Origin of the sequence: Ideonella livida (assembly GCF_010499455.1) — a bacterium.
Lineage (GTDB): Bacteria > Pseudomonadota > Gammaproteobacteria > Burkholderiales > Burkholderiaceae_C > Ideonella > Ideonella livida.
The window spans coordinates 75,178-101,415 of sequence record NZ_JAAGOH010000006.1 but is presented as its reverse complement, the minus strand read 5'-3'; the positions used below and the strand labels follow the sequence as shown (position 1 = coordinate 101,415).

Below are 26,238 nucleotides of genomic sequence, written 5' to 3'. Positions count from 1 at the left end.
GTCGGACGGGTCAGGCCTGGCGGGGCGGGCGCGGCCACAGGCCGGTGGACAAGGTGACGCCGGCGAGGATGACGGCTGCGCCCAGCGCCATGTGCAGGGTCAGTGGTTCGTGTAGGAAGACGGCGCCCCACAGCACGGCAAAGGCGGGGATGAGGTAGGTCACGGTGATGCTGCGCGCCGGGCCCAGTCGGGCCACCAAACGGAAGAACAGCACGTAGGCCAGGGCGGTGCAGAGCACGCCCAGGGCGGCCGCGCTGACCCAGGCCTGGGCGGGCACGGCCTGCGCGGGCCAGCGCCACAAGGCCAATGGCGCCAGCACCAGGGCGGCACCCAGCTGGCTGCCGGTGGCCAGCACCAGGGGGGCGACCTGGCTGGCGTGACGCTTGGTGTAGCTGGCCGCCACGCCGTAGGACAAGGTGGCGGTGAGCGCGGCCACCACCGCCAGGCCGGCGCCCCCGGGCTGCAGTGCCACCCGACCCCACACCAGGGCCAGCACGCCGGCAAAGCCCAGGCCCAGGCCGAGCAATCGCCAGCGGCTGGGGCGGTCGCCCAGCCAGGCCCAGGCCACCAGCGCGCCCCAGAGCGGGACGGTGGCGTTGAGGATCGCCGCCAGGCCAGCCGTCAACGACAGCGTGGCGTAGCCGAGCAGCACAAAGGGCAGGGCCGAGTTGATGGTGCCCAGCAGCAGCAGCAGGCCCTTGTGGCGCCACAGCGCGGCCAGCTCGCCGCGCAGGGCCAGCCAGACCAGCAGCAGGCCGGCAGCGATGAGTACCCGCACCTCCATCAGGGCCAGAGGGCCGAAGTGCGGTGCCGCCACCCGCATGAACAGGAAGGAGGCGCCCCACAGGGCGGCCAGCAGCAGCATCTCGGCAAGGTCAGGGGTCTTCATGGGGGTGGGGGTGGTGCGGGCTGACCATGGTAGGCGCGGGGCGGCGCTGGCGCTCGCCATTTCCGGACATCACGGTGCCGCGCCCCGACAATGCGGTCATGAGTGAGCTGTCCTGCGCCGGCGCGCCGCCTTCCCCGGGCGCCCCTGACGATGTGGCCTTTCTGGCCGCCCTGGTGGCGGCGGTGGGCGCCGCCCACGTGCTGACCGACGCGGCGGAGATGGCCGCCTTTCTGCGCGACTGGCGCGGCCGCTTCCACGGCCAGGCCTTGGCGGTGGTGCGCCCGGGCAGCACCCCGGAGGTGGCTGCGGTGCTGCGCCTGTGCCATGGCCACCGCGTGGCGGTGGTGCCGCAGGGCGGCAACACCGGGCTCTCCGGCGGGGCCACTCCCGCGGGCGCCCGCCGCCAGATCGTGCTGCAGCTGGGCCGCCTGAACCGGGTGAGGTCCTTGGACCTGGCCAACGGCACGGTGACGGTGGAGTCAGGCTGCGTGCTGCAGCAGGTGCAGCAACTGGCCGAGGCGCATGACCGGCTGTTCCCGCTCAGCCTGGCGGCCGAGGGCAGTTGCACTGTGGGCGGCAACCTGGCCACCAATGCCGGCGGCACGGCCGTGCTGCGCTATGGCAATGCCCGCGAGCTGTGCCTGGGGGTGGAGGCGGTGATGGCCGATGGCACCGTGTTCCAGGGCCTGAGGGCGCTGCGCAAGGACAACACTGGCTACAGCCTGCGAGACCTGCTGATCGGCAGCGAGGGCACGCTGGGCGTGCTCACCGCGGCGGTGCTCAAACTCTATCCCCGGCCCCGGGCGCGGGCCACTGCCCTGGTGGCGCTGCAGGGCGTGGCCGACGCCGTGGCGTTGCTGGGTCAGGCCCAGGCCGCCCTGGGGCCGCTGTTGACCGGCTTTGAGCTGATGAGTGGCGCCTGCCTGCAGGCGGTGGCCCGCCACCGCCCCGCGCTGGCCCAGCCCTGGGCGGTGGAGCCGCCGCTGGCGGTGCTGGTGGAGCAGAGTGCGTTTGACGACCAGGCGGCAGCCGACGACCGCCTGCAGGCGCTGTTGGCGTCTGCGCTGGACAGCGGCTTGATCCAAGAGGCGGTGCTGGCCCAGAGCCAGGCGCAGGCGCAGCGGCTGTGGGCGATGCGCGAGGGCATCTCCGAGGCCCTGCAGCACGAGGGCGTGCAGGCCAAGCACGATATCGCGTTGCCCATCTCGGCCCTGGCCGACTTCCTGGCCGAGGCCCAGGCGGCCCTGGACGGGCTGGAAGCGCCGCTGCGGCTGATGCTGTTCGGTCATGTCGGCGACGGCAACCTGCATTTCAACGTCGTCTGGCCCAGCCGCGGCGCCCAGGCCGATGCGGCCCTGCACGAGGCGGTCAACACGCGGGTGCACGACCGGGTGGCGGCCTGGGGGGGCTCGATCAGTGCCGAGCACGGGTTGGGTCAGCTGCGCCGCGACGAGAACCGCCGGCTGAAGGATCCTGCCGAGCTTGGCCTGCAGCGGGCGCTCAAGCAGGCGCTGGATCCGCTGGGCCTGCTCAATCCGGGCAAGGTGCTCTGAGGCCCCGAGCGCCGGTCGGCGCCCGCCTCAGGGCAGGTGCTGCAGCACCGCCAGCCACAGCGGCACGGCCAGCAGCACCAGCAGGGTGGACAGCACCACGGCGGCGGTCACCTCCTGCTCCAGCACCCGGTAGCGCTGCGCGAACATCAGCGCATTGCTGCCCGAGGGCAGACAGGCCAGGATGACGACCACGCCCAGCGGCAGGCCGCCCAGGCCGAAACCCCAGTGGGCCACGGCCAGCACGGCGGCCGGCAGCACCAGCACCTTGAGCAGCACCAGCTCCAGCGCACTGCGCCAGCGTGCCGGCCAGCCCAGGTACGCCAGGGACATGCCGATGAGGGTCAGGCACAGCGGCACCACGGCCGAGCCCAGCACCTGCAGCAGCTCGTCCAGCGGGCCGGGCAGGGGCAGCCCGACCAGGTTCCAGGCCAGGCCGGCCAGCACCGGCAGCACCACCGGGTGGATGACCGTCTGGCGCAAGGTGCGGCCCAGCATGGCGGCCAGGTGGCCCTGCCCGGAGGCGCGGGCGATGTCGGCCTCCACCAGCGTGGTGGCCACCACGAGCAGGACCACGGCATGCAGGCTGACCAGCGTCAGGTGCAGGGCCAGCCCTGCCTCGCCGAACAGGGCCGCCGCCAGCGGAATGCCGATCTGCACCGAGTTGCCGAACGTGACCGTGATGGCCTGCACCGCCGGCGCCTCGCAGGGCGCCTGGGGCTGGCCGCGCTGGCGCCAGCGGCCCAGCGCATAGGTCAGCAACATGGCCAGCACGGCCGGCACGAAGAAGGCCGCCAGCATGCGCCAGGGCAGCGACCCCAGGTCCACCCGCGCGGTGGTGCGGAACAGCAGGGCGGGGGCGAAGAGGTAGAAAGCGGCGTTGGACAGCACGCGGGCCGGGTCGGCCCGCTCGTCGCCCAGCCAGCGCAACTTGCCCACGCCCCAGCCCAGGGCCGCCACGGCCACGATGGCCAGCAGCTTGCCCAACAGGAGGCTGTTCATCACGGAAGGATCTCCAGAAAGCGCCGACGGCGCCGCAGGGCGCCGTCGGACGGTTCGGCATCAGGGCGGCACCGGGGCCGCCCACGCTTTAGCCGGCGGTCGTGGTCTTGCGGGCGCCCTTGCGTGCCGGGCCCGCCGCGCGCGGCTCGAACTCGAAACCCACCTTGCCGGTCTTGGCGTCCCAGGCCAGGAAGGCCTTGAACTTGCGCTTGGTCTTGTTGGACACAAAGTTCTCCAGCAGGTCGGTCTTGCCGGCCACCAGCAGCTTGCTGAACTGCTCATGTGTCACCGGCTGCTGCAGGATCACCACGCCGCTCTTGAAGTCGCAGGTGGCCGGCTGGGCCACGGCGTGCTCGCACACATAGTTGCTGCCGTGCTCGAAGACCTGGCCCTTGCACTTGGGGCAATGGCCCAGCGGCGTTTGGTGGCTGAAGTCCGGCGCCTCGCCCTCGCCCTCGGCCGGTTGGTTGTCGTCGCCGAAGTCGAACTCCAGTTTCCAGTTGTTCAGCGTTTCGTCCTTGACCAGCTTGAGCTCGGCGGTGAAGGGCCAGCCAGCCTTGGAGCGGAAGCCTTCCAGCGGGCCGATGCGGTGCTCGGCCAGGAACTGCTCCACCTCGTGCAGCTCGAAGCTGCGGCCGCCCGGAATCTTGGTCATGGAGAAACCGCAGCCCTCGCCGTGGCCGTCGGCCCCGGTGCAGGTGAAGCGGCGGTAGTTCTCCTTGACCACACCGCCGCAGTGCGGGCAGGGCGCTGTGAGGGTGGCGTAGTCGCCCGGGATGGTGTCGCGGTCGTATTCCTTGGCCTTCTGCACCACACGCTGGGCCATGGTGGCGATCTCGGCCATGAAGCGCTCGCGCGAGAGGCGGCCCTTCTCCATCTCGGCCAGCTGGTGCTCCCAGTTGCCAGTCAGTTCGGGCTTGGTCAGGTCTTCCACGCCCAGCCCGCGCAGCAGCGTCATGAGCTGGAAGGCCTTGGCGGTGGCGATGAGGTCGCGCCCTTCGCGCAGGATGTACTTCTCGGCGATCAGGCCTTCGATGATGGCCGCACGGGTGGCCGGCGTGCCCAGGCCCTTCTCGGCCATGGCCTCGCGCAGCTCGTCGTCGTCGATCAGCTTGCCTGCGCCTTCCATGGCCGACAGCAGGGTGGCTTCGTTGTAGCGCGCCGGCGGGCGCGTCACCAGGGCCAGCAGGTTGACCGATTCGTTGCCCACGGTTTCACCCGGCTGCACCGGCACCAGGTTGGCGTCCTCATCCTGGGCCTCCTTGCCGTACACCGCCAGCCAGCCGGGGTTGACCAGCACCTTGCCGTGGGTCTGGAAATGGTGGGTGGCGCCGGCGGCGGTGGCCACCTTGGTCAGGCGCGTGGTGACCTGAAACTCCGCCGCCGGGTAGAACACCGCGATGAAGCGCTTGACCACCAGGTCGTAGAGCTTGGCCTCAGGCTCGGTCAGCGAGCGCGGCGCCTGCTGCGTGGGGATGATGGCGAAGTGGTCCGACACCTTGCTGTTGTCGAAGACCTTGCGGGAGGGTTTGACGTAGCCGTCATTGAGTGCCTTGCGGGCATGCTGGCTGAGCGGGCGCAGCGGGCCGGGAAGGTCCTCGTCGGCCAGCAGGGCCAGCGTGCTCTTGACCGTGGGCAGGTAGTCCTCGGGCAGGTGGCGCGAGTCGGTCCGCGGGTAGGTCAACACCTTGTGCTTCTCATACAGGGCCTGGGCCAGGCCCAGCGTGGTCTTGGCCGAGAAACCGAAGCGGCTGTTGGCCTCGCGCTGCAACGTGGTCAGGTCGTAGAGGAAGGGGCAGCTCTGGGTGCTGGGTTTGGACTCCTCGGTCACCACGCCGGACCGGCCGCGCACCGCGTCGGCGATGACGCGGGCCTCGGCCTCGGACCACAGCCGGTCGGCGCGGCGGTCGGCGTCCTCGTTCTTCTTGAACGCCGGGTCGAACCACTTGCCCTCGTAGCCGCCGGCGGCGGCCCCAAAGGCGGCCTTGATTTCCCAATAGGGGCGGGCCACGTGCTTGCGGATCTTCTCCTCGCGCTCCACCACGATGGACAGCGTGGGCGTCTGCACCCGGCCCACGGTGGTGAGGAAGAAGCCGCCGTCACGGCTGTTGAAGGCCGTCATGGCGCGGGTGCCGTTGATGCCGACCAGCCAGTCGGCCTCGGAGCGGCTGCGCGCGGCGTCGGCCAGGCCCTGCATCTGCTGGTCGCTGCGCAGCCGGTCAAAGCCGTCGCGGATGGCCTGGGGTGTCATGCTCTGCAGCCACAGTCGGCGCACCGGCTTGGCGATCGGCGTCTTGGCCGTGCCGGCGTACTGGACGATGAGCCGGAAGATCAGCTCGCCTTCCCGCCCCGCGTCGCAGGCGTTGATCAGCTCGGTCACGTCCTTGCGCTTGACCAGCTTGACCACGGCCGACAGTCGGGCCTTGTTCTTGTCGATGGGCGCCAGGTCGAAGTGCGGCGGCAGCACCGGCAGGTGGGCAAAGCTCCACTTGCCGCGCTTGACGTCAAACTCCTCGGGCGCCTTGATCTCCACCAAGTGGCCCACGGCGCTGGTGACCACATAGCGCTCGTTCTCGAAGTGGTCGGCCAGCTTCTCGAACTTCCCCGCCACGGGCGTGAGCGCCCGCACGATGTCCTGCGCCACGCTGGGCTTTTCCGCGATGATCAGTGACTTGCTCATGGTTCCGGGACTTGCGGAGCCCTTGAGGGGCCCGTGCCTACAATCGCTGCGCCTCGCGCGCCTGCCTGTGCAGGCACGCAGGCGTGCATGCCTGTGTGCGGGCGCGCTTGCACACTCGCTCACACGCGCGCCCATGGTTTCACTTTACCCACAATGAGCCAGCGTCCCGCCACTCCCGCCTCCGATTCCGCCGCCCGCCGTGGCCGCCGCACCCAGGTCCGCCGCAGCGGCGTGCATGGCAAGGGGGTCTTTGCCCTGCTGCCCCTGCAGGCCGGTGAACTTCTGTTCATGTACGAGGGCGAGCACATCAGCTGGGAGGAGGCGCTGGACCGCCATCCCCGCGATCCGGCCAATCCCGACCACACCTTCTATTTCCAACTCGAGGACGGCACCGTCATCGACGGCGAGGTCGGCGGCAACAGTGCGCGCTGGATCAACCACGCCTGCGAGCCCAACTGCGAGGCCGAGGAAATCGACGGCCGCATCTACATCCGGGCGATGCGTGACATCCCTGCCGGTGAAGAGCTGACCTACGACTACGGCCTGACACTGGACGAGCGCTACACCGCCGCCGTCAAGCGCCGCTTTGCCTGCCACTGCGGCAGTCCGCACTGCCAAGGCACCATGCTGCGGCCCAAGCGCGGCCGACGCACGCCGCGCCCAGCGCCATGAGCGGCCCGGCGGACCCGTGGGCCGGCTGGCCCGGTGCCGCACTGGCCCGGGGGCTGGCCGAAACCTGGCCCGGACTGCAGCTGGAGGTGGTGCAGACCTCGCCTTCCACCAATCAGGCGCTCGCGTCCCAGGCACAGGCCGCCTGGCGCGACGGCCAGACCGAGGTTCCGCCCTGCCTGCTGGTGGCCCGCCGCCAGACCGCCGGTCGCGGGCGCCTGGGTCGGCAGTGGGTGTCCGGACTCGATGACTCGCTCACCTTCTCCCTGCGCTGGCAACCCCGGCGCGCCGACTGGTCCGGGCTGTCCCTGGCGGTGGGTCTGGCCGTGGCCGAGGCGCTGGACCCCGAAGGAGGCCAACTGGGCCTGAAGTGGCCCAACGACCTGTGGCGCGTGGATGGACCGGGCCAGGGCCGCAAGCTGGGGGGCATCCTGATCGAGGGCCTGGGCACCGGCGCCCGCCGTACCGCGGTGTTGGGCATTGGCCTGAACCTGCGGCCTCCGCAGGTGGACTGGCCGGTGGCCAGCGTCTCGGAGTGGCGCGCCGACCTGGCTTCGCCACCCGATGTCCTGGACGCGCTGCTGCCGGGGTTGGTGCGGACCTTGCAAGCCTTTGATGCAGGAGGATGGTCTGCCATGTCGTCGCGCTACGCCGCCCGTGACCTGCTGCGGGGCCACCCGGTCATCACCACCCATCCCGACTGTCCGCAGGGAATCGCCGACGGTATCGGCGACGACGGCTGCCTGTGGGTGCGCGACGGCGCACGGCGGGTGGCGATCGTGGGCGGGGAGGTCAGTGTGCGGCCGGTGCCCGGCCGGTCGGAAGGCGCCAGATGCTGAGGGCCTTGGTGCTGCTGCTGGCGTTGGGCAATGCCGGCTTGGCGCTGTGGCTGTTCGGCCCCTGGCGCGACGGCCCGGAAGCAGCGGCGGCGGCGGGACAGGCCCGGGTGGCGGCCCAGATCCAGCCGGAGCGCCTACAGGTGCTGACCCCCCAGGCTTGGCAGACCCTGCAGGCTGGGGGACGCGCGCCGGCGGCGTCATCGACCTTGGCACCCCTGGGCAGCGAGTTGCTGTGCCTGCAGTCCCAAGCCGTGGACGCTGAAGCGTTCCGCCCACTGCCCGAGGCCTTGGCGGGTCTGGGACTGGGCGCGGCCGACTGGACTGACCTGCGGCGCGAACTGCCGGCCCGCTGGGGCGTGGTCATGGGGCCCTACAACGACCGGGCACTGCTGCGCCGCAAGGTGGAGGAGCTGCGCCGGCTGAAGCTCGAGTTCCAGGAGCTGGCACCGCCCTCGCCATGGGCGCCGGGCCTGCTGCTGTCGCAGGCTGGCAGCGAAGCGGAGGCCCTCAACCGCCTGGCCGGGCTGGCCAAGCGCGGCGTGCGCACCGCGCGGGTGGAGAGGCTGCAGGGCGACCGGGAGGAGCACCGGGTGCGCATCGACGCCTTGGCGCCGGAGCAGGCGCTACGCCTGCAGCAGGCGCTGCCGGCGCTGGCCTGGGGCGAGTGCCAGGACTGAGCTGACCTGGCGCTCTGCCCCGGCAAGCGGGTGCAGCCGGGGGGGGCGACGGGCTTACTGGGCCGGCGCAGCGGCCGGAGCGGCCGGTTCGGCGAACTTGGCACCGCCTTGGTTGGCCATATAGACCACGGCGCGGGCCACTTCGTAGTCGGAGAACTCGCCTCCACCTTGGGCGGCCATGTTGCCCTTGCCCTTGAGGGCGGAGTTCAGCAGCGCCTCGAAGCCATTCTTCACGCGCGGGCCCCAGGCGCCGGCGTCCCCCAGCTTCGGCGCGCCCAACGCGCCTTCCTTGTGGCAAGCCGCGCATTGGGCGGCAAACACCTGCTCACCGGTCCGGGCCGGGCCGGCCGCCGCCTTCTTCAGGGTGATCAGGCCCACCGGTTGGATGCGCTCGGCCACGGCCAGGGCTTCGGCCGACGCCGTGCCCGCGCCATTGGTGGTCGGGTGGATCAAGGTCTTGCCCAGGGCCAGGATCACCAGCACCGGCACGGCGAAGGCGGCGGCGATCTTGAGGGGCGAGGAAGAACCAGACGTGCTCATGGACAGGATTCCCAGGAAAAGTGGAAAAGACAAGCGATGCGGGAGCGCGCCTGCGCGCGCTGGCGCGGCGGGAACGGATCCGGCCGCGGCTTCTGGTTCCAAGCGCCGCAGGTCGGCCCGTAGGGCGCCTGGGAGGCGGCGGCCGGAGCAGCCATGCTCCTGCCGATGGACGGCCAAATCGCCAGATTGTAATAAGGGCAAACCTGGGGCTGGGCGACAACCCAGGGCAGCCCCCGGACTCTGTGCGGCGGATGGAGGTTGGGCTGTACCGAGCACAGCGCCGACTTTTCCTGCTAGACTGCAAAATTCGACATCACCAAGCAACGCGCCCGTAGCTCAGTGGATAGAGTACTGGCCTCCGAAGCCAGGGGTCGCTGGTTCGATCCCAGCCGGGCGCGCCACCCCTTCAAAGTCTCCGCCTACAGGTCTCCCACAGGCCCAGCAGTGCGGGGTGCAGCCGGTCCGACGCACGGACCCGCCGGGGTTCAGGCGCCATGTCTGCGCTTGCCGTCTCCAGCCGTGAGGCTGGTTCATGTTGTGATGCCTCCTCTTCAAGTACCGCTCTCCCGTTTCTGCGGACGTTGGTCGTTCGTCCTGATGGCCATGGTTCTCGTTTGGCTGACGGGCTGCGGGTCCACGCCCACCCCCTCAGGCACGCCGGGGCGCATGGCGGCCGATCCGGTGCTCCGTGATGGCGGTCCCGGGCCCGAGGCCGCTTCGCTGCCCTTGGTGGCCGACGCGATCCCGCGGGTCGAGCCCATACAGCCGGGGGGGCCCAACAAGCCCTATGTGATCGCTGGCAACACCTACCGGCCGGTGGCCGAGGATGTGGAAATGGTCGAGCGGGGTCTGGCCTCGTGGTACGGCCGGCGTTTCCAGGGGCGGCGTACGGCCAGCGGCGAGGCCTTCAACATGTATGCCGCCACCGCGGCCCACCGGACCATGCCGTTGCCCAGCTATGCCCTGGTGCGCAATCCGGCCAACGGGCGGGAGCTGATCGTGCGCGTCAATGACCGCGGACCCTTTTCCCGTGACCGGGTGATCGACCTGTCCTGGGCTGCGGCCCGTTCGCTGGGCGTGCTCAATGGGGTGAGCCCGGTGGAGGTGCGGCGGCTGACCTTCCGTGAAATCCAGGAGCGCTGGCCACCAGACGACAGCGGCAGCGTGCCTGCGGGGGTGACGGGGGCGGCCCCCGATGTGGCCCCGGTGGTCCGCGCACGCACCAGCGGGGCGGTGGGGTTCTGGCTGCAGTTTGGGGCGTTCCAGAAGACGGACGGCGCCCTGCGCCTGCAGCAGGACCTGGCCGATGCCCAGCCCTGGCTGCAGCACCTCCTGGCAGTGGTCAGCGAAGGGGGGCTGCACAAGGTGCAGGCCGGCCCCTTCCCGGACCGGGAGCAGGCACAGGCTGCGGCCGCGCGTGCCCGGGCGGCGCCGCGTCCGGCGCCGCTGCTGCTCGAGCGCCGGTGAACGTGGTGCCGCCGGTCGCCTGAGGCCGCGTTCCAGCGCCTCAGGCCGCGGCTGGTCGCACCCCTGCGGTGCGGGGTGCGGCGGCTGGCTACAGTGCCATCCATTGCCCAGGAGTCCCGCCATGCCGTCCGATGTCCTTGCCCGAGTCCACCCGCGCTGGCGCCGGCTGTCCCTGTCCTGCCTGCGCGCCTTCCATGCCTATGCCAGCTGGCTGGTGGCGATGCGCTGGCGTCGTTTCCTGCTCCTGTCCCTGCTGCTGATGATCGGGGTCTCGGTGCTGCAGAACCTGCCGCCTTTCAGCTGGACGATCTCTGAGACGGTGGAGACGCCGCCGTCCAAACCCCGGCGGGTGGCGCCTCCGGCGCCGCCCGCACCGCCGTCGGCGCCTGCGGGTGTCAAGCCGCTCGCAGGGGCGGCGGAGGTGTCGGCCGTCGGGCCGTTGATCATCCTGGGGCCGTCTTCCGCCGCCAGCGCGGGCGAGGCGGCTTCCAGCCCCAAGGTGGTCACCATCGACACCGGGCATCGGCGCATTCGCATCGAACTGCCGGCCGATCCGGATGGCGACGCGGTGCGCGAAGCCATCGGGGATGTGGCCGAGGCGCTGCGCGGCGCCGCCGAGGACGCGGCGGCTGAGGAGGAGGCGGCGGCTGCAGCCGACGAGGTGGTCGTCACCCGCCACCGGCTGGGCGACGGCCTGACCGATCTGGCCTTCTTATGGATCGTGGCGTCGGCCATCGTCAAGATCACCTACCGCGGCCAGCTGGCCGCTGAGGCCCAGGCGGCCCAGGCCACCGAGGCGGCGGAGGCCGAGGCGCTCAAGCGCCAGGTGATCGAGGCCCGCATGGCTGCCATGCAGGCCCAAGTGGAGCCGCACTTCCTGTTCAACACCCTGGCTTCCATCGAGCACCTGATCGAGACCGACCCGCCCCGGGCGGCGCAGATGCAGCGCAACCTCATCTCGCTGCTGCGCGCCAGCATGCCCACACTGCGCGAAACAGGGCAGGACTCTGCCTGCCGAGATCTGGAGCGCGAGATGGCGATGGTCCGCCCCTATATCGAGATCCTCAAGGTCCGCATGGAGGACCGGCTGCAGGCGCACATTGAGGTGCCCGACGGCCTGCTGTCCGCGGAGTTCCCCGGCATGATGCTGCAGACCCTGGTGGAGAACGCCATCCGCCATGGCCTGGAGCCCAAGGCGGAAGGGGGGCGGCTGCAGGTGAGCGCCGAGGTGCGCCATGGTCGCCTGCGGGTGAGCGTGCTCGACTCCGGTGTCGGCCTGGGGCGCTCCAGTGCGTCAGGCACCGGCATTGGTTTGGCCAATATCCGCGAGCGCCTGCAGCTGCTGTATGGTGGGCAGGCCAGCCTGACGCTGGCGGCCCCGGAGGGGGGGGGCACGGTGGCCAGCATCGAGCTGCCCTACCGTGTCAGCCCCAACGGGGCGGCCGCCCGCCACCCCCCTGCCTGAGGTGGGCCGAGGTCGCCGGTGCCGTCCAAGGCCCCCTTCACCCGCTGCTGCTGACCCTTCTGGATTGCCATGGAACCGTCTTTGCCCGCCGCCCGTGCCGTGATTGCCGACGATGAGCGTCTGATGCGCGACCAACTGCGCAGCCGCCTGCAGCAGGTGTGGCCGGCGCTGGAGATCGTGGCCGAGGCCCGGCACGGTGCCGAGGCGGTGGCCATGGTGCGCGAGCACGCGCCGGACATCGTCTTCCTCGACATCCGCATGCCGGGCATGACCGGAATCGAGGCGGCGCGCGACATCGCCCAGCTGGACCTGGGGGAAGACCAGCTCCTGCCGGACGTGGTCTTCATCACCGCCTACGACCAGTACGCGGTGGAAGCCTTTGAGCAAGGGGCGTGCGACTACGTCCTCAAGCCTGCGGAGCGCGAGCGCCTGGCCCGCACCACCGCACGCCTGGCGCAGCGACTGAGCGCCCGCCGGCAGCGGCAGGATCCGCCCGCCGAGAGCCTGCCGCAGGTCAGCCTGCAGCAGTTGCTGCACCGCCTGTCGCAGCCCATGGGCCAGGCGCCGCGTCCCGCCCTGGAGTGGATCCAGGCCAGCGTGGGCAGCACCGTGCAGATGATTCCGGTGGCGGAGGTGCTGTTCTTCATCAGCGACGAGAAGTACACCCGTGTGCAGACGGCCGCACTGGAGGCGCTGATCCGCAAGCCCATCAAGGAGCTGGTGGAGGAGCTCGATCCGCGCCGCTTCTGGCAGATCCACCGCTCCACCCTGGTGGCGGTGGACGCCATCGCCAGTGTCAGCCGTGATGACCGAGGGCGCCAGCTCGTGCACCTGCGCGGCCATCCGGAACGGTTGGAGGTCAGCCGCAGCTACCACCACCTGTTCAAGGGCATGTGAGGGCGCGTCGCGCTAGCGGGCGACTTCCAGTGTGTAGTCCATGGTCGAGGCACCGGGGGTACCCGTCACCCGGACGATCCGGATGAACAGGTCCACTCCGGCGCCGCTGCCGTTGCGCCAGGACAGCCGGTCGGCCAGTCCCGCAGCCCGATCGCTGCGCAGCATCACCACATTGGCCGCGTTGCGGAACACCAGGCTGAGGTTGGCGGCCGGATTGGCCAGCAGCCGGGCGGTGACCGTCACCCCAGGGGCCACGCGGACTTTGTAGGTGTCCACATCTTGCAGCGTCCCCAGGTGCCCGCTCAATTTGACCGGAAGGCTGCCCAGTGTCTGCGCCTGGGCGTGGGCGTCGTTGGGCTCCTGCTCCGCGGCGGCAGAGGCCACAGCCGCGCCCACGTTGGCCGCGGCCACGGCGGCGGCCGCGTTGGCGATGCCCGTGCCGCAGCCACTACAGGTCACAGGAAAGGCCCGGGCCGTGCTGCGCAGCAGGGTGCGGATCTCGTCGGGCCGCAGGTTGGGGTTGCGGGCCAGCATCAGGGCCACCAGCCCGCTGATGTGGGGCGCTGCCATGGAGGTGCCCTGCAGGAACTGGTAGCTGTCGGCCCCCGGTGCCAGGGAGCCGCTGTTGTGGGTGGACAGCACACCCATGGCCGTGCCGGCGGCCATGTTGCCGCCGGGTGCGGCCACGTCCACCCGGGGCCCGTAGTTGGAGTAGGGCGCCCGCGCGCCCCCCCTGCCGACAGAGGCCACGGTGATCACGCCCCGGCAATTGGCAGGGAAGAAGCCGGAGACGGCGGCGTTGCTGTTGCCTGCCGCCACCACCACGCTGACCCCGGCCGCCATCACCTCGTCGATCGCCGACTGGAAATCGCTGGGGCAGCCGCCCCCGCCGCCTAACGACAGGTTCAGCACCTTGGCCGGTTGCGAGGGCGGCGGCGTGCCATCGCTCAGCAGGCCGGCGGCCCACCGCATGCCATCGGTGATGTCCGAGGTGTACCCCCCGCCGCAGCCCAGCACCCGGACCGGCAGCAGCAGGGCGTCCCACGCCACGCCTGCACCGCCCTGTCCGTTGTTGGCCGCCGCGGCGATGGTGCCCGCCACGTGGGTGCCATGCCAGCTGCTCTGGCCGCTGCTGCACCCATCACCCGCGTCGCTGCCGTCGCCGTCGCGCCCGTCGCCGTCACGTGCGGCGCTGGCGCTGCTGATGAAGTCCCGCCCGGACAGCAGGTTGGCGGACAAGTCCGCATGGGGCAGCACGCCGGTGTCCACCACCCCTACCACCACGTCCTGACCGGTCGAAAGGTCCCAGGCCGCGGCCAGGTTCAGGCTGCCCGGCTGTCCTTGGTAGTGCCATTGCTGGCTGTAAAGCGGATCGGTCGGCACCCGCTGCGGCTGGGCTTTGAGGTCCGGTTCGATCCGGCGTACGCCTGCGATCTGGCCCGCCAGGGCCTGCGCTGCTGGCCTCAGCTGGGTGGCAGGCAGCGCTTGCTCCAGCTTCAGCACCGCGCGGTCCTGCCCGCGCGCCCGTGCCTGGATGACGACCAGGCCCTGGGCGTGGGCGGCGCTGCGCAGGGCCTGCAGTTGACTCGCGCGTGTCCGCGGTGCGGCCAATGCCCGGCTGCGTGAGGGGTGGAACTGCACGATCAGCTGATCCGTGGGGACCTCCTCCTGCGCCTCCTCCTGGGTCGCCTCTCCGTCCGGATCCCGGGCGGGGCGTGGCGCCAGGGGCTGGGCAATCTCCAGCACCTCGCCCGGCTCTGCCGAGGTCATCCAAGCCGGACGTGTGGCCGCCGTGCCCTGGGTGGCCCAGGGCGCCAGGCAACCCAACAGGAGGATCCACCTGCCTATGGGGAATCTGCCAAGGTGATGAGCCAGGCAAAGTTCGTCCCCTTTTAAGGTGACTTCTTTGGCGGTGTGAAAAAGGGCTTGTGTGGTTTTTGCGGATGCATTCCGCATCGTAAAAAGCGAAGTCGATGGATGGAAGTTGGGCCGTGTTGAGCTGGAACGCCACATGTCAACCCTTTCGCAGCGCTGGTTTTCACGTTCTTTTCGACCGAATGAGGCGGGTGTGTAGGGGGCAACCCGAATTCCTTCGTACCTCCGCGGTAACGGCGCCGCACCACAATCAGTCCCCTTCTTCGCCTCCGTGGATTCCGTGCCCCATGTCCCACGTCGACACGCCTGACTTCGACGCCTTGCCTGTGCCGCCCTGCGAACTGGGAGAGTCTCCGCTCTGGCATCCCGATGAGCAGGCGCTGTACTGGGTCGACATCCCTGGGCATGCGCTGCACCGGTTCGAGCCGTCCTGTGGGCGGCATGACCGCTGGGAACAGCCGAGCGAGCCGGCCTGTCTGGCGCCGATGCTGGGCGGTGGCCTGCTGATGGCTCGCCGAGACGGTCTCTGGCATGTGCAGCCACAGGCCGGTGCCCCCATGGCGGCCCCCGAACGTTTGGCGCCCCCTCCCTACGACCCGGCCAGCGAACGCTTCAACGATGGCAAGGCCGACGCCTGGGGGCGCTTCTGGGTGGGCACGATCTACGAGCCCCGCGACCGTGAGGCCGCCTCGCTCTACTGCTGGGAGCGGGGCCAACTGACCCGCATCGAGGGTGGTGCCACCGTGGCCAACGGTCTGGCCTTCAGCCCCGATGCCCGGTGGATGTACTGGAGCGATACCAAGTCCCACCGCATCGACCGCTTCGCGATCAGTCCTGTGGATGGTTCTGCTGCCCGTCGCGAGCCGTGGCGACAGTTTGAGCACCGCCCGGTGGGGGCTCCCCTGGAGGCCTATGGTGGTCGGCCCGATGGGGCGACCGTGGATGCAGAGGGCTGCTACTGGGTCGCCATGTTCGAGGGGCAGCAGTTGCTGCGCCTGTCGCCGAAGGGTGAGGTGCTGCGGCGGGTCCGGCTGCCGGTGCGCTGCCCCACCATGCCATGCCTGGGAGGCGCCGACCTGCGCACGCTGTTTGTGACCACCGCCCGCCACAACCGGCCGGCGGCCGAGCTCGCGGCTCAGCCCTTGGCCGGACGGGTGCTGAGCCTGCGTGTGGACGTGCCCGGGCTGCCGGCCCACTTCGCTCAGCGCTGAGCGTGGACCGCTGTGCCGGTTTGGCACGGCGGCCACCACGCGGCGGCAAGCGATGCACCGAATTGGTGCTTATCCTGCTTTGCGGGTGCTGTCACCGGTGCCTCCAACGCCCAACCAAGCGCGGCGGGCTAGCACATAAGAATGCGCTTGCGACAGTGTCCGACCCGACATCGGGTGTGCACTGTTTCGGGGCCGGGTAAGCCCTATAATCAGCAGGCTTTACCCCCGCAGAAGGAGTGTCCATGTCCGTTCCACCCAGCCCCACTGGCAGGCGTGACGGCTGGCAGGATACGGATGATGCGGACGATTCGCGGCCTTTCAAGGTCCTGTCTCGACAAGAGGCGCAGGCTTTGGCGGCGGCGAGCCCTTCCGTGTCACCGTGGAAGGTGGTGGTGGTCCAGGTGCTGGTCGGCGTTGTTGTCGCCCTGTGTGCCGGACTCTGGGGAGGGCAAGTCAGGCATGTGCTGTCCGCGCTCTATGGTGCATGGGTGGTGGTGGTGCCCGCTGCCTGGGTGGCTTGGAAACTGAGCCGCCGGCGCGGCGGTTCCACCCCGGCGCTGAGTGTCGTCAGTTTCATGTTGTGGGAAGTGGGCAAGATCGCGTTTTCGGTCGCCATGCTGGGCGCGGCGCCGTGGGTGGTGCCTGACCTGAGTTGGCCGGCGCTGCTGGTTGCCCTGGTGATGTGCCTCAAGGTTTACTGGGTCGCGCTGAAGTGGCGTGGCCCGAAGATGAGTTAAGAACGGACGTCATAGACATGTCAGCTGAAAGCAACGCCACGGCTCATGCGCCCACCGCGGGCGAGTACATCTCGCACCACCTGACGCACCTGACCAACCGTGCGCAGACCGGCATCGCCGATTTCTCGCTGAGCGATCCGGTGCTCAAGCTGGACTCGTTGTTCTTCTCGGTCCTGCTGGGCGTGCTGGGCAGCTTCCTGCTGTGGCGCGTGGCCCGCAGTGTCACCTCCGGCGTGCCAGGCCGCCTGCAGGCGGCGGTGGAGTTCCTGGTCGAGATGGTCGATACCCAGGCCAAGGGCATCGTGCACAACGCCGAGTCCCGCAAGGCCGTGGCGCCGCTGGCCCTCACCGCCTTCGTCTGGATCTTCCTGATGAATGCCATGGACCTGTTGCCTCTGGATCTGCTGCCTACGCTGTGGGCCGGCCTCTACGGCGCCATGGGCCACGACCCGCACCACGCCTACCTGCGCGTCGTGCCCACCGCCGACCTGTCGGTCACGCTGGGCATGTCCGTCACCGTGCTGCTGGCCTGCCTGTACTACAGCATCAAGATCAAGGGCCTGGGTGGCTGGGTGGCTGAGCTGTTCTCGGCGCCGTTCCATGCGCATGGTCCTGCTGCGCTGCTGCTGGCCCCGATCAACTTCACGCTGCAGATGATCGAGTTCGCCGCCAAGACGATCTCGCATGGCATGCGGTTGTTCGGCAACATGTTCGCCGGCGAGTTGGTGTTCATGCTGATCGCGCTGATGGGTGCCGTGGGCTTCGGCTCCTTCGGTGGCATCGCGCTGTGGGTGGGCAACGTCATTGCCGGCACCGCCTGGGCCATCTTCCACATCCTGATCATCACCCTGCAGGCCTTCATCTTCATGATGTTGACCTTGGTGTACGTCGGCCAAGCGCACGACAAGCACTGATCAGGCGCTCGCCCGCCCTCTTCGAAATCTGTACAGTCGCGCCGGCCCGAATCCGGGCCGGCGAGGCTGGAGGCTTGTCCTCCCGTCACGTTTTTTTCTCCCGTCCGTCAACTACCTTTCTCTAGGAGCAATCATGGAAAACATCCTCGGTCTCGTCGCTCTGGCTTGCGGCATCATCATCGGTCTGGGCGCCATCGGTGCTTGTATCGGTATCGCCCTGATGGGCGGCAAGTACCTGGAAGCGTCTGCCCGTCAGCCCGAGCTGATGAACGAACTGCAGACCAAGATGTTCCTGCTGGCCGGTCTGATCGACGCGGCCTTCCTGATCGGCGTCGGTATCGCGATGCTGTTCGCCTTCGCGAACCCGTTCGTGCTGAAGTGATCGGTCTTTCTCGTCGTTCCACGTTTTTCCAAACGACTTAAACGAGAAAGGTCGAAGCCATGAATCTGAACGCAACACTGTTGGCGCAGATCGTGGTCTTCGGGATCCTGTGGTGGTTCACGATGAAATTCGTGTGGCCGCCGATCACGAAGGCCCTCGATGAACGCGCCCAGAAGGTCGCGGATGGTTTGGCTGCGGCCGACAAGGCCAAGCTGGAACTCGCTAGCGCCAACAAGCGCGTCGAGGAGCAGCTCGCCCAGTCGCGCAACGAGACGGCCCAACTGCTGTCCGATGCCGAGAAGCGCGCCCAGGCCATCGTCGAAGAAGCCAAGCGGCGCGCCGAAGATGAGGGCGCCAAGATCGTGGCTGCAGCCAAGGCGGAAGCCGAGCAGCAGATGATCCAGGCCCGCGAAGCGCTGCGCAACCAAGTGGCCGCGCTGGCCGTCAAGGGCGCTGAACAGATCCTCAAGCGCGAAGTCAATGCCGGCGTCCACGCCGAGCTGCTGACCCGCCTGCAGACGGAGCTGTGACCATGGCCGAGCTCACTACCATCGCACGTCCCTATGCCGAGGCCCTCTTCCAGGTGGCCTCCAAGGGTGATCTGGCGTCCTGGAGCCGTCAGGTCCAGGCGCTGTGCGCCGTGGCTGCCGATGCGCAGCTGCAGCAGTTCGCCGACAACCCCAAGGTCACTGGCGCGCAGGTCTTCGACCTGATCGCCGGCGTCGTGGGCATGCCGCTGGAGACGGGTGTGCAGAATTTTCTGCGCACCGTGATCGAGAACGGGCGCCTGGTGGCGCTGCCGGCCATGGCCGAGCAGTTCCAGGCACTGGTCAACGGCGCCTCCGGCGTCGCAGACGCCGTGATCTTCAGCCCTTACCCGATCGAGGGCGCACAGCTCGCTGATGTGGTCGCCAGCCTCGAGAAGCGCTTCGCCCGCAAGCTGGCCGCTCGCGTCGAGCTGGAGCCGGCGCTGATCGGCGGCATCCGCGTGGTGGTGGGTGATGAGGTCCTGGACACCTCTGTCCAGGCCCGACTCGAACGCATGAAGGTGGCGCTGAGCGCTTGAATCGAATCCAACATCCGCATCGGTCGGTGGCAGCGTGTCCCTCGCTGTCCTGGCCGCCACGGACTGGGAGCATGCTATGCAATTGAATCCCGCAGAAATTTCTGAACTGATCAAGAGCCGCATCGACGGCCTTGGCGCCGCCGCCGACATCCGCAACCAGGGCACCGTGGTTTCGGTGACGGACGGTATCGTCCGGATCCACGGCTTGTCCGATGCGATGCAGGGCGAAATGCTCGAGTTCCCCGCAGGCAAGGACGGCCAGCCGTCCTTCGGCCTGGCGCTGAACCTGGAGCGTGACTCCGTGGGCGCCGTGATCCTGGGCGAGTACGAGCACATTTCCGAAGGCGACACCGTGAAGTGCACGGGCCGCATTCTGGAAGTGCCCGTCGGCCCTGAGCTGATCGGCCGCGTGGTGAACGCCCTGGGTCAGCCGATCGACGGCAAGGGCCCGATCAACGCCAAGATGACGGACGTGATCGAAAAGGTCGCGCCGGGCGTGATCGCCCGTAAGTCCGTGGATCAGCCGGTGCAGTCGGGCCTGAAGTGCATCGACTCGATGGTGCCCGTCGGCCGTGGTCAGCGCGAGCTGATCATCGGCGACCGCCAGACCGGCAAGACTGCCGTGGCGATCGACGCGATCATCAACCAGAAGGGTCAGAACATGACCTGCATCTACGTTGCGATCGGCCAGAAGGCTTCGTCGATCAAGAACGTGGTGCGTGCCCTGGAAGCCGCCGGCGCGATGGATTACACCATCGTCGTGGCCGCCAGCGCCTCTGAGTCCGCTGCGATGCAGTACGTGTCGGCCTACTCCGGCTGCACGATGGGCGAGTACTTCCGCGACCGCGGCCAAGACGCCCTGATCGTCTACGACGACCTGTCCAAGCAGGCCGTGGCCTACCGTCAGGTGTCGCTGCTGCTGCGTCGCCCGCCGGGCCGCGAAGCCTTCCCTGGCGACGTGTTCTATCTCCACAGCCGCCTGCTGGAGCGCGCCGCCCGCGTGAACGCCGACTACGTCGAAGCCTTCACCAAGGGTGAAGTCAAGGGCAAGACCGGCTCGCTGACCGCCCTGCCGATCATTGAGACCCAGGCTGGTGACGTGTCTGCCTTCGTGCCGACCAACGTGATCTCGATCACCGACGGCCAGATCTTCCTGGAAACCAACCTGTTCAACGCAGGTGTGCGTCCCGCGATCAACGCCGGTATCTCGGTGTCCCGCGTGGGTGGCGCTGCCCAGACCAAGCTGATCAAGGGCCTGTCCGGCGGTATCCGTACCGACCTGGCCCAGTACCGTGAACTGGCTGCCTTCGCGCAGTTCGCTTCCGATCTGGACGCTTCCACGAAGAAGCAGCTTGACCGTGGCGCCCGCGTGACCGAGCTGCTCAAGCAGGCCCAGTACGCCCCGCTGTCCATCAGCCTGATGGCGGCTTCCCTGTATGCCGTGAACAAGGGCTACATGGATACCGTGGACGTCAAGAAGGTGCTGGCATTCGAATCCGGTCTGCATCAGTTCCTCAAGACCAGCCATGCCGCTCTGCTGGCCAAGCTGGAAGCCGACAAGGCCATGGACAAGGCGGCCGAGGAAGAGCTGAACGGCGCGATCGCCGCCTTCAAGAAGTCCTTCGCCTGAAGCCCATGACCCCGGGGTGGCGCTGATCTCCTGATCGGTCCACCCCCGCAGAACAGGAGAAACTGTCATGGCAGTCGGAAAGGAAATCCGCGGCAAGATCAAATCGGTGGAAAACACCAAGAAGATCACCAAGGCCATGGAGATGGTCGCCGCGTCGAAGATGCGCAAGGCGCAGGACCGCATGCGCAGCGCCCGTCCGTACAGCGACAAGATCCGCAACATCACCGCCAACCTGTCCCAGGCCAACCCTGAGTACAAGCCGGCGTTCATGCGCACCGGCGGCAACGCCGGCGTGGACGGGTTTGTCGTGGTGACCACGGACAAGGGCCTGTGCGGTGGCCTGAACACCAACGTGCTGCGCGCCGTCACCAACCGGATGAAGGATGTGCAGGCGGCGGGTTCCAAGGTCGAGGCCGTCGCCATCGGCTCCAAGGGCCTGGGCTTCCTGAACCGCCTGGGTGTGACGGTCGTCTCGCAGGTGACCGGTCTGGGCGATGTGCCTCAGGTCGAGAAGCTGATCGGTGCCGTCAAGGTGATGCTGGACGCTTTTGTCGAAGGCAAGGTGGATAAGGTGTACCTGTGCTACACCAAGTTCATCAACACGATGAAGCAGGAACCGGTGGTCGAGCAGCTGTTGCCGCTGGCCCCCGAGGCGCTGAGCCAGTCCGAGGCGGAGAAATCGGCCTACGGTTGGGACTACCTGTACGAGCCGGATGCAGCCACCGTCATCGATGAGCTGCTGACCCGCTACCTCGAAGCCCTGGTCTACCAAGCCGTGGCTGAGAACATGGCGTCGGAGCAGTCGGCCCGCATGGTCGCGATGAAGGCGGCCACTGACAATGCCGGCACGTTGATTGGTGAGCTCAAGCTCATCTACAACAAGACCCGTCAGGCAGCGATCACCAAGGAACTGTCCGAGATCGTTGGCGGCGCGGCCGCGATCAGTGGTTGACGGCGGCCCAGCCGCGAACGAATCGAATCAAGATTGAAGGATCTGAAATGACTCAAGCCCAAGGCAAGATCGTTCAGTGCATCGGCGCCGTGGTGGACGTGGAGTTCCCGCGTAACCAGATGCCCAAGGTGTACGACGCCCTGAAGATGGAAGGCTCCGCGCTGACCCTGGAAGTGCAGCAGCAGCTGGGTGACGGCATCGTCCGCACCATCGCGCTGGGTTCTTCCGACGGCCTGCGCCGTGGTGTCACCGTGACCAACACCGGCAACCCCATCACCGTCCCGGTCGGCAAGGCCACACTGGGCCGGATCATGGACGTGCTGGGCAACCCCATCGACGAGCGCGGTGAGGTTTCCCAGTCGCTGACCGCCTCCATTCACCGCAAGGCCCCGGCCTACGACGAGCTGAGCCCGTCGCAAGAGCTGCTGGAAACCGGCATCAAGGTGATCGACCTGATCTGCCCGTTCGCCAAGGGCGGCAAGGTGGGTCTGTTCGGTGGCGCCGGCGTGGGCAAGACCGTGAACATGATGGAACTCATCAACAACATCGCCAAGGCCCACAGCGGTCTGTCGGTGTTTGCGGGTGTGGGCGAGCGTACCCGTGAGGGCAACGACTTCTATCACGAGATGGCCGACTCCGGCGTCGTGAACCTGGAGAAGCTCGAGGACTCCAAGGTGTCCATGGTCTACGGCCAGATGAACGAGCCCCCGGGCAACCGTCTGCGCGTGGCCCTGACCGGCCTGACCATCGCCGAGTCGTTCCGCGACGAAGGCCGTGACGTGCTGTTCTTCGTGGACAACATCTACCGCTACACCCTGGCCGGTACCGAAGTGTCCGCGCTGCTGGGCCGTATGCCTTCGGCTGTGGGCTATCAGCCGACGCTGGCCGAGGAAATGGGCCGTCTGCAAGAGCGGATCACGTCGACCAAGGTCGGCTCGATCACCTCGATCCAGGCCGTGTACGTGCCGGCGGATGACTTGACCGACCCGTCGCCCGCCACCACCTTCGCCCACTTGGACGCCACCGTGGTGCTGTCGCGTGACATCGCCTCGCTGGGTATCTACCCGGCCGTGGACCCGCTGGACTCGACCTCGCGCCAGATCGACCCGAACGTCATCGGCGAAGAGCACTACTCCACCACCCGTGCGGTGCAGGCCACCCTGCAGCGCTACAAGGAACTGCGCGACATCATCGCCATTCTGGGTATGGACGAACTGTCGCCGGAAGACAAGCTGGCCGTGGCCCGTGCCCGGAAGATCCAGCGTTTCCTGTCGCAGCCGTTCCATGTGGCCGAAGTGTTCACCGGCTCGCCCGGCAAGTACGTGCCGCTGAAGGAAACCATCCGCGGCTTCAAGATGATCGTGGCTGGCGAGTGCGATCACCTGCCCGAGCAGGCCTTCTACATGGTCGGCACCATCGATGAGGCTTTCGAGAAGGCCAAGAAGATGCAGTGATGAGGTCGGCGGCCGGAGTTCCGCTCCGGCTGCGGTCCTGTCCTGAGGTCTTCTCCTACCCTTTCACGAAAGATCGAACATGGAAAGCATCCACGTCGACGTGGTCAGCGCGGAAGAGAGCATCTTCTCCGGTGAGGCCAAGTTCGTTGCGCTGCCGGGCGAAAACGGCGAGCTGGGTATCCTGCCCCGCCATACGCCGTTGATCACCCGCATCAAGCCGGGCGCGGTGCGCATCGAGCGTGCCGACAACGGTCAAGAGGAGTTCGTCTTCGTCGCGGGCGGCATCTTGGAGGTGCAGCCCAACGGCGTCACCGTGCTGGCCGACACGGCCATCCGTGGCCACGATCTGGACGAGGCCAAGGCCAACGAGGCCAAGAAGCTGGCCGAGGAAGCCATGCGCAACGCCAAGAGCGACATCGACTTTGCTGCGGCGCAGAGCGAGTTCGCGACCATGGCCGCGCAGTTGGCCGCCATCCAGAAGTTGCGCCGTACGCGCTGAGTCCGCGGCTGGCTCCGGCCAGTCGGTCGCGATTTGGTGCGGGGCTGCCCGGATGGGTGGCCCGGCGCGCGGAGGACCCTCCACCACCCACCCCGGGGACGCCCGCGGTGGGTTTTTTCATGTCTTGCCGCAGCCTGGTCGGATGGGGGCGGCATCGAGTTGGGGTACCTGCCGGGGGATGAGCGCCCGGTCATGCCGGGGCTCAGAGGCGCTGGATGCGGCTGAAGCCGAAAGTCCGGGTGAGCAGGCGGGTGGGGAATTCAGCCACTGCGGTGTTGTAGTCGTCCGCGGCGGCGTTGAAGGCCTGCCGGGCGTAGGCCAGCTTCTGGGCCTGCTCATCCAGGGCGCGGCGGGTGGGCTTGACGGTCTCGTCCTCGCGCAGGGCTTCGCGTTGATCGATCAGGGCCTGAAGCCGGAGCAAGGGGGACACCAGGGCCAGCTCGGCCGCACTCCAGGCCTGGAGCCGGCCCGCGCGTGTGGGCTTGGGGCGCACGGCTCGCGCGGCGCTTCCCTGCTGCTCCAGGGCTTGGCGCAGGGCGGCCAGGCTGGCGGCTTCGTCTTGCAGGCTGGGGGCCACGGCAGCCAGCAGGGTTTCCAGGGTGGCGGCGCGGCGCTGCAGCAGTTCGTCGATTTGTAGCCAGGCGGTGTTGACGGCAGCGCGGTGGCGCATGAGGCGGTTGCGGGCGCCCACCATCCAGAACAGCAGGACCAGGATGAGGCCCAATTCCAGCAGCCAGGCGCCGATGCGCTGTCCGTCTTCCAGCAGGGCGGAGAGGTCTTCCATGCGGTCTCCTGGCGGTCGGGCGTTCAGGCCGACTGCAGGGCCTGACGGGCGCGCCATTCGGCGTGGCCGCGGGCACGCAGTTCGCAGGCGGGGCAGGTGCCGCAGCCGTGGCCCCAGTCATGGCGACGTCCACGCTCACCCAGGTAGCAGGTGTGGGTGTGGGCGACGATCAGGTCGTTGAGCGCCTCACCGCCAAGCTGGGTCGACAGGTCCCAGGTGTCAGCCTTGGTGAGGAACATCAGCGGGGTCTGGAGGCAGACCGGCTGGTCCAAGCCCAGGCTGAGTGCGACCTGGAGCGCCTTGAGGGTGTTGTCCCGGCAGTCCGGATACCCGGAGTAGTCGGTTTCGCACATGCCCCCCACCAGCACCTGCGCCCCCCGGCGGTAGGCCAGGGTGGCCGCGAAGGTGAGAAACAGCAGGTTGCGACCGGGCACAAAGGTGTTGGGCAGGCCGTTGGCCTGCATCTCGATGGCCCGCTCCTCGGTCAGCGCGCAGGCGCTGATCTGGGACAGCAGCGAGAGGTCCAGCAGGTGGTCCTCGCCCAGTCGGGCACCCCAGGCCGGAAAGCGCTGCACCAGCGCCTGGCGGACGGTCTGGCGGCAGTCCAGCTCGATGCGGTGACGCTGGCCGTAGTCGAAGCCCAGTGTTTCCACCTGGCTGAAGTGCTGCAGTGCCCAGGCCAGGCAGACGGTGGAGTCCTGACCCCCGGAGAAGAGCACCAGGGCCCGACGCGGATCGGCATGGCTCAGGGGCAGCAAGGTCATGCGCGCACCTCGCCCTGGCCCAGCACCACCCACTTCATCGAGGTCAGGCCCTCCAGGCCCACGGGGCCGCGGGCGTGGAACTTGTCGGTGGAGATGCCAATTTCGGCGCCCAGGCCGTACTCGAAACCATCTGCGAAGCGGGTACTCGCATTGACCATGACGCTGGCGGAGTCAACCTCCCTGAGGAAACGCATGGCGCTGGGGTGGTCGGTCGTCAGGATGGCGTCGGTGTGGTGTGAGCCGTAGCGGTTGATGTGCGCGATGGCCTCATCCAGGGCGTCCACCACCTTGACGCTGATGATGGGCGCCAGGTATTCCTCGGCCCAGTCCGCTTCGCTGGCGTCGGCCAGGTTCAGGCCCGGCACGTCGGCCAAGACGGCCCGAGCCCGCGGACAGCACCGCATTTCCACGCCTTTGGCCGCGAACAGCATCCCCAGGCGAGGCAGGAAGTGGGGCGCGCTGGCGGCGTGCACCAGCAGGCTTTCCGTGGCATTGCAGGGGCTGTATTTCTGGGTCTTGGCGTTGTCGGTGACCACCAGCGCCTGCTCCAGGTCCACCTGGGCGTCCACATAGGTGTGGCAGTTGCCGTCCAGGTGCTTGATGACCGGCACCCGGGCCTCGCGGCTGATGCGCTCGATCAGCCCCTTGCCGCCGCGCGGGATGATCACGTCCACATGCTCGGGCATGGCAATCAGCCGTCCGACGGCTGCACGGTCGGTGGTTTCCACCAGTTGGACGGCCTGGGTGGGCAGACCGGCCTCGGCCAGCGCGTCCTGGACCAGGCGCCACAGGGCCAGGTTGCTGTGGATGGCTTCGGAGCCGCCGCGCAGGATGCAGGCGTTGCCGCTCTTGATGGCCAGCGAGGCGGCCTCGATGGTCACGTTGGGCCGGCTTTCGTAGATCATGCCGAAGACGCCCAAGGGCACCCTCATCTGGCCGACGCTGATGCCGGTGGGGCGTCGGCGCACGCCAGTGATCTCGCCAATGGGATCGGGCATGGCCGCCAGCTGCTCGCAGCCCAGCGCCACCGTCTCGATGACCTTGGGGGTGAGCCGCAGCCGGTCCACCATCGGGGCGCTCAGGCCGGCCGCCTGTGCGGCGTCGGTGTCGCGCTGGTTGGCCTGCTGCAGCGCCGGGCCGGCCTGACGCAGTCGGCGGGCCAGGGCCAGCAGGGCCTGGTCCTTGGCGCGGGTGCTTGCGCGGGCCATCACGGTGCCGGCGTCACGGGCCTGGCGGCCCAGGCCGTCCATGTAGCGGAGGAGATCGTCTTGGTGGGTGGCGGCGGCGTCTTGCAT

Annotated in this window: 25 protein-coding genes and 1 tRNA gene; 18 read left to right on the top strand and 8 right to left on the bottom strand. The window is 68.6% G+C overall.

The features are described 5' to 3' along the window. Positions 1-10: 10 nt before the first annotated feature. On the bottom strand, positions 11-889 hold the full coding sequence (locus G3A44_RS07020) for a DMT family transporter (RefSeq protein ID WP_163456804.1): 879 nt from the start codon (positions 887-889) through the stop codon (positions 11-13). Positions 890-987: 98 nt separating this feature from the next. On the opposite strand from G3A44_RS07020, the gene G3A44_RS07015 reads away from it, so the two are divergent. Further along, positions 988-2,442 carry an FAD-binding oxidoreductase gene (locus tag G3A44_RS07015; protein WP_163456803.1) on the top strand — a complete coding sequence of 485 codons (1,455 nt, stop codon included), beginning with the start codon at positions 988-990 and terminating at the stop codon, positions 2,440-2,442. 27 nt (positions 2,443-2,469) lie between these two features. Here the strand turns inward: G3A44_RS07015 and G3A44_RS07010 are convergent, their stop codons facing one another. Continuing rightward, positions 2,470-3,441, bottom strand: coding sequence for an AEC family transporter (locus G3A44_RS07010; RefSeq protein WP_163456802.1), 972 nt, complete (start codon positions 3,439-3,441; stop codon positions 2,470-2,472). A gap of 88 nt (positions 3,442-3,529) precedes the next feature. Continuing rightward, positions 3,530-6,121, bottom strand: coding sequence for a DNA topoisomerase III (locus G3A44_RS07005; RefSeq protein ID WP_163456801.1), 2,592 nt, complete (start codon positions 6,119-6,121; stop codon positions 3,530-3,532). A 153-nt stretch (positions 6,122-6,274) separates the two neighbouring features. On the opposite strand from G3A44_RS07005, the gene G3A44_RS07000 reads away from it, so the two are divergent. The 3 genes from G3A44_RS07000 to G3A44_RS06990 are packed head-to-tail and all read left to right on the top strand — an operon-like array spanning position 6,275 to position 8,306. Then, complete coding sequence (locus tag G3A44_RS07000; protein ID WP_163456800.1) at positions 6,275-6,793, top strand: SET domain-containing protein; 519 nt, start codon at positions 6,275-6,277, stop codon at positions 6,791-6,793. Beyond that, positions 6,790-7,629: a biotin--[acetyl-CoA-carboxylase] ligase gene (locus tag G3A44_RS06995; RefSeq protein WP_163456799.1), complete on the top strand. Its 840-nt coding sequence runs from the start codon at positions 6,790-6,792 to the stop codon at positions 7,627-7,629. The genes G3A44_RS07000 and G3A44_RS06995 overlap by 4 nt, the downstream gene beginning before the upstream one ends. Further along, the gene (locus G3A44_RS06990; protein ID WP_163456798.1) at positions 7,623-8,306 is read left to right on the top strand and encodes a hypothetical protein; all 684 of its coding nucleotides are present in this window, start codon (positions 7,623-7,625) and stop codon (positions 8,304-8,306) included. Before G3A44_RS06995 ends, G3A44_RS06990 begins: the two co-directional genes overlap by 7 nt. A gap of 54 nt (positions 8,307-8,360) precedes the next feature. Here G3A44_RS06990 and G3A44_RS06985 read toward each other — a convergent pair whose 3' ends face one another. Beyond that, positions 8,361-8,846 carry a c-type cytochrome gene (locus G3A44_RS06985; protein WP_163456797.1) on the bottom strand — a complete coding sequence of 162 codons (486 nt, stop codon included), beginning with the start codon at positions 8,844-8,846 and terminating at the stop codon, positions 8,361-8,363. Between the two features lie 325 nt (positions 8,847-9,171). Between G3A44_RS06985 and G3A44_RS06980 the strand changes: the two genes are divergently transcribed. From G3A44_RS06980 to G3A44_RS06965, 4 genes are all read left to right on the top strand, one after another. Beyond that, positions 9,172-9,247 (top strand) — tRNA-Arg (locus tag G3A44_RS06980). Positions 9,248-9,449: 202 nt separating this feature from the next. After that, complete coding sequence (locus tag G3A44_RS06975) at positions 9,450-10,313, top strand: septal ring lytic transglycosylase RlpA family protein (protein WP_163456796.1); 864 nt, start codon at positions 9,450-9,452, stop codon at positions 10,311-10,313. A 121-nt stretch (positions 10,314-10,434) separates the two neighbouring features. Further along, positions 10,435-11,778 (top strand): sensor histidine kinase, encoded by a 1,344-nt coding sequence (locus G3A44_RS06970; protein ID WP_163456795.1) that lies wholly within the window; start codon positions 10,435-10,437, stop codon positions 11,776-11,778. A 69-nt stretch (positions 11,779-11,847) separates the two neighbouring features. After that, positions 11,848-12,675: a LytR/AlgR family response regulator transcription factor gene (locus G3A44_RS06965; protein ID WP_163456794.1), complete on the top strand. Its 828-nt coding sequence runs from the start codon at positions 11,848-11,850 to the stop codon at positions 12,673-12,675. A 12-nt stretch (positions 12,676-12,687) separates the two neighbouring features. Here the strand turns inward: G3A44_RS06965 and G3A44_RS06960 are convergent, their stop codons facing one another. Further along, positions 12,688-14,445 carry a S8 family serine peptidase gene (locus tag G3A44_RS06960; RefSeq protein WP_163456793.1) on the bottom strand — a complete coding sequence of 586 codons (1,758 nt, stop codon included), beginning with the start codon at positions 14,443-14,445 and terminating at the stop codon, positions 12,688-12,690. A gap of 392 nt (positions 14,446-14,837) precedes the next feature. Here G3A44_RS06960 and G3A44_RS06955 point away from each other — a divergent pair, with 392 nt between their 5' ends. The 10 genes from G3A44_RS06955 (at position 14,838) to G3A44_RS06910 (ending at position 23,395) form a co-directional block, all read left to right on the top strand. Next, positions 14,838-15,761 (top strand): SMP-30/gluconolactonase/LRE family protein, encoded by a 924-nt coding sequence (locus G3A44_RS06955; protein ID WP_163456792.1) that lies wholly within the window; start codon positions 14,838-14,840, stop codon positions 15,759-15,761. A gap of 242 nt (positions 15,762-16,003) precedes the next feature. Next, entirely contained in the window at positions 16,004-16,498 is a 495-nt protein-coding gene (locus G3A44_RS06950; RefSeq protein ID WP_163456791.1) for an ATP synthase subunit I, read from the top strand. Positions 16,499-16,515: 17 nt separating this feature from the next. Beyond that, a complete protein-coding gene (gene atpB, locus G3A44_RS06945) occupies positions 16,516-17,412 on the top strand; it encodes a F0F1 ATP synthase subunit A (RefSeq protein WP_163456790.1) in 897 nt (298 codons plus the stop codon). A gap of 133 nt (positions 17,413-17,545) precedes the next feature. Next, a complete protein-coding gene (gene atpE / locus G3A44_RS06940; protein WP_163456789.1) occupies positions 17,546-17,794 on the top strand; it encodes a F0F1 ATP synthase subunit C in 249 nt (82 codons plus the stop codon). Between the two features lie 59 nt (positions 17,795-17,853). After that, positions 17,854-18,324: a F0F1 ATP synthase subunit B gene (locus G3A44_RS06935; RefSeq protein WP_163456788.1), complete on the top strand. Its 471-nt coding sequence runs from the start codon at positions 17,854-17,856 to the stop codon at positions 18,322-18,324. A gap of 2 nt (positions 18,325-18,326) precedes the next feature. Next, entirely contained in the window at positions 18,327-18,860 is a 534-nt protein-coding gene (locus tag G3A44_RS06930; protein ID WP_163456787.1) for a F0F1 ATP synthase subunit delta, read from the top strand. Between the two features lie 76 nt (positions 18,861-18,936). Further along, positions 18,937-20,490, top strand: coding sequence for a F0F1 ATP synthase subunit alpha (atpA, locus tag G3A44_RS06925; protein ID WP_163456904.1), 1,554 nt, complete (start codon positions 18,937-18,939; stop codon positions 20,488-20,490). A gap of 67 nt (positions 20,491-20,557) precedes the next feature. Beyond that, positions 20,558-21,442 (top strand): F0F1 ATP synthase subunit gamma, encoded by an 885-nt coding sequence (atpG, locus tag G3A44_RS06920; RefSeq protein ID WP_163456786.1) that lies wholly within the window; start codon positions 20,558-20,560, stop codon positions 21,440-21,442. A gap of 47 nt (positions 21,443-21,489) precedes the next feature. Beyond that, positions 21,490-22,896 (top strand): F0F1 ATP synthase subunit beta, encoded by a 1,407-nt coding sequence (gene atpD / locus G3A44_RS06915; RefSeq protein ID WP_163456785.1) that lies wholly within the window; start codon positions 21,490-21,492, stop codon positions 22,894-22,896. Positions 22,897-22,975: 79 nt separating this feature from the next. Further along, the gene (locus G3A44_RS06910; RefSeq protein ID WP_163456784.1) at positions 22,976-23,395 is read left to right on the top strand and encodes a F0F1 ATP synthase subunit epsilon; all 420 of its coding nucleotides are present in this window, start codon (positions 22,976-22,978) and stop codon (positions 23,393-23,395) included. 202 nt (positions 23,396-23,597) lie between these two features. Here the strand turns inward: G3A44_RS06910 and G3A44_RS06905 are convergent, their stop codons facing one another. From G3A44_RS06905 to G3A44_RS06895, 3 genes are read right to left on the bottom strand one after another with little or no spacing between them, the layout of a single operon-like run. After that, on the bottom strand, positions 23,598-24,179 hold the full coding sequence (locus G3A44_RS06905) for a LemA family protein (protein WP_163456783.1): 582 nt from the start codon (positions 24,177-24,179) through the stop codon (positions 23,598-23,600). Positions 24,180-24,202: 23 nt separating this feature from the next. Next, on the bottom strand, positions 24,203-24,943 hold the full coding sequence (gene queC / locus G3A44_RS06900; protein ID WP_163456782.1) for a 7-cyano-7-deazaguanine synthase QueC: 741 nt from the start codon (positions 24,941-24,943) through the stop codon (positions 24,203-24,205). After that, the gene (locus G3A44_RS06895) at positions 24,940-26,238 is read right to left on the bottom strand and encodes a glutamate-5-semialdehyde dehydrogenase (protein WP_163456781.1); all 1,299 of its coding nucleotides are present in this window, start codon (positions 26,236-26,238) and stop codon (positions 24,940-24,942) included. Before G3A44_RS06895 ends, queC begins: the two co-directional genes overlap by 4 nt.

What these genes read in the sequence shown, in the direction of transcription:
- G3A44_RS06960 (WP_163456793.1), bottom strand. Translation starts at nt 14,445, where the DNA reads ATGACCTCGGCAGAGCCGGGCGAGGTGCTGGAGATTGCCCAGCCCCTG.
- atpD (WP_163456785.1), top strand. Translation starts at nt 21,490, where the DNA reads ATGACTCAAGCCCAAGGCAAGATCGTTCAGTGCATCGGCGCCGTGGTG.
- G3A44_RS06950 (WP_163456791.1), top strand. Translation starts at nt 16,004, where the DNA reads ATGTCCGTTCCACCCAGCCCCACTGGCAGGCGTGACGGCTGGCAGGAT.
- G3A44_RS07010 (WP_163456802.1), bottom strand. Translation starts at nt 3,441, where the DNA reads ATGAACAGCCTCCTGTTGGGCAAGCTGCTGGCCATCGTGGCCGTGGCG.
- G3A44_RS06990 (WP_163456798.1), top strand. Translation starts at nt 7,623, where the DNA reads ATGCTGAGGGCCTTGGTGCTGCTGCTGGCGTTGGGCAATGCCGGCTTG.
- atpE (WP_163456789.1), top strand. Translation starts at nt 17,546, where the DNA reads ATGGAAAACATCCTCGGTCTCGTCGCTCTGGCTTGCGGCATCATCATC.
- atpA (WP_163456904.1), top strand. Translation starts at nt 18,937, where the DNA reads ATGCAATTGAATCCCGCAGAAATTTCTGAACTGATCAAGAGCCGCATC.
- atpG (WP_163456786.1), top strand. Translation starts at nt 20,558, where the DNA reads ATGGCAGTCGGAAAGGAAATCCGCGGCAAGATCAAATCGGTGGAAAAC.
- G3A44_RS06910 (WP_163456784.1), top strand. Translation starts at nt 22,976, where the DNA reads ATGGAAAGCATCCACGTCGACGTGGTCAGCGCGGAAGAGAGCATCTTC.
- atpB (WP_163456790.1), top strand. Translation starts at nt 16,516, where the DNA reads ATGTCAGCTGAAAGCAACGCCACGGCTCATGCGCCCACCGCGGGCGAG.
- G3A44_RS07000 (WP_163456800.1), top strand. Translation starts at nt 6,275, where the DNA reads ATGAGCCAGCGTCCCGCCACTCCCGCCTCCGATTCCGCCGCCCGCCGT.
- G3A44_RS06930 (WP_163456787.1), top strand. Translation starts at nt 18,327, where the DNA reads ATGGCCGAGCTCACTACCATCGCACGTCCCTATGCCGAGGCCCTCTTC.
- G3A44_RS07020 (WP_163456804.1), bottom strand. Translation starts at nt 889, where the DNA reads ATGAAGACCCCTGACCTTGCCGAGATGCTGCTGCTGGCCGCCCTGTGG.
- G3A44_RS06895 (WP_163456781.1), bottom strand. Translation starts at nt 26,238, where the DNA reads ATGCAAGACGCCGCCGCCACCCACCAAGACGATCTCCTCCGCTACATG.
- G3A44_RS06985 (WP_163456797.1), bottom strand. Translation starts at nt 8,846, where the DNA reads ATGAGCACGTCTGGTTCTTCCTCGCCCCTCAAGATCGCCGCCGCCTTC.
- queC (WP_163456782.1), bottom strand. Translation starts at nt 24,943, where the DNA reads ATGACCTTGCTGCCCCTGAGCCATGCCGATCCGCGTCGGGCCCTGGTG.
- G3A44_RS06970 (WP_163456795.1), top strand. Translation starts at nt 10,435, where the DNA reads ATGCCGTCCGATGTCCTTGCCCGAGTCCACCCGCGCTGGCGCCGGCTG.
- G3A44_RS07015 (WP_163456803.1), top strand. Translation starts at nt 988, where the DNA reads ATGAGTGAGCTGTCCTGCGCCGGCGCGCCGCCTTCCCCGGGCGCCCCT.
- G3A44_RS06995 (WP_163456799.1), top strand. Translation starts at nt 6,790, where the DNA reads ATGAGCGGCCCGGCGGACCCGTGGGCCGGCTGGCCCGGTGCCGCACTG.
- G3A44_RS06975 (WP_163456796.1), top strand. Translation starts at nt 9,450, where the DNA reads ATGGTTCTCGTTTGGCTGACGGGCTGCGGGTCCACGCCCACCCCCTCA.
- G3A44_RS07005 (WP_163456801.1), bottom strand. Translation starts at nt 6,121, where the DNA reads ATGAGCAAGTCACTGATCATCGCGGAAAAGCCCAGCGTGGCGCAGGAC.
- G3A44_RS06955 (WP_163456792.1), top strand. Translation starts at nt 14,838, where the DNA reads ATGTCCCACGTCGACACGCCTGACTTCGACGCCTTGCCTGTGCCGCCC.
- G3A44_RS06935 (WP_163456788.1), top strand. Translation starts at nt 17,854, where the DNA reads ATGAATCTGAACGCAACACTGTTGGCGCAGATCGTGGTCTTCGGGATC.
- G3A44_RS06905 (WP_163456783.1), bottom strand. Translation starts at nt 24,179, where the DNA reads ATGGAAGACCTCTCCGCCCTGCTGGAAGACGGACAGCGCATCGGCGCC.
- G3A44_RS06965 (WP_163456794.1), top strand. Translation starts at nt 11,848, where the DNA reads ATGGAACCGTCTTTGCCCGCCGCCCGTGCCGTGATTGCCGACGATGAG.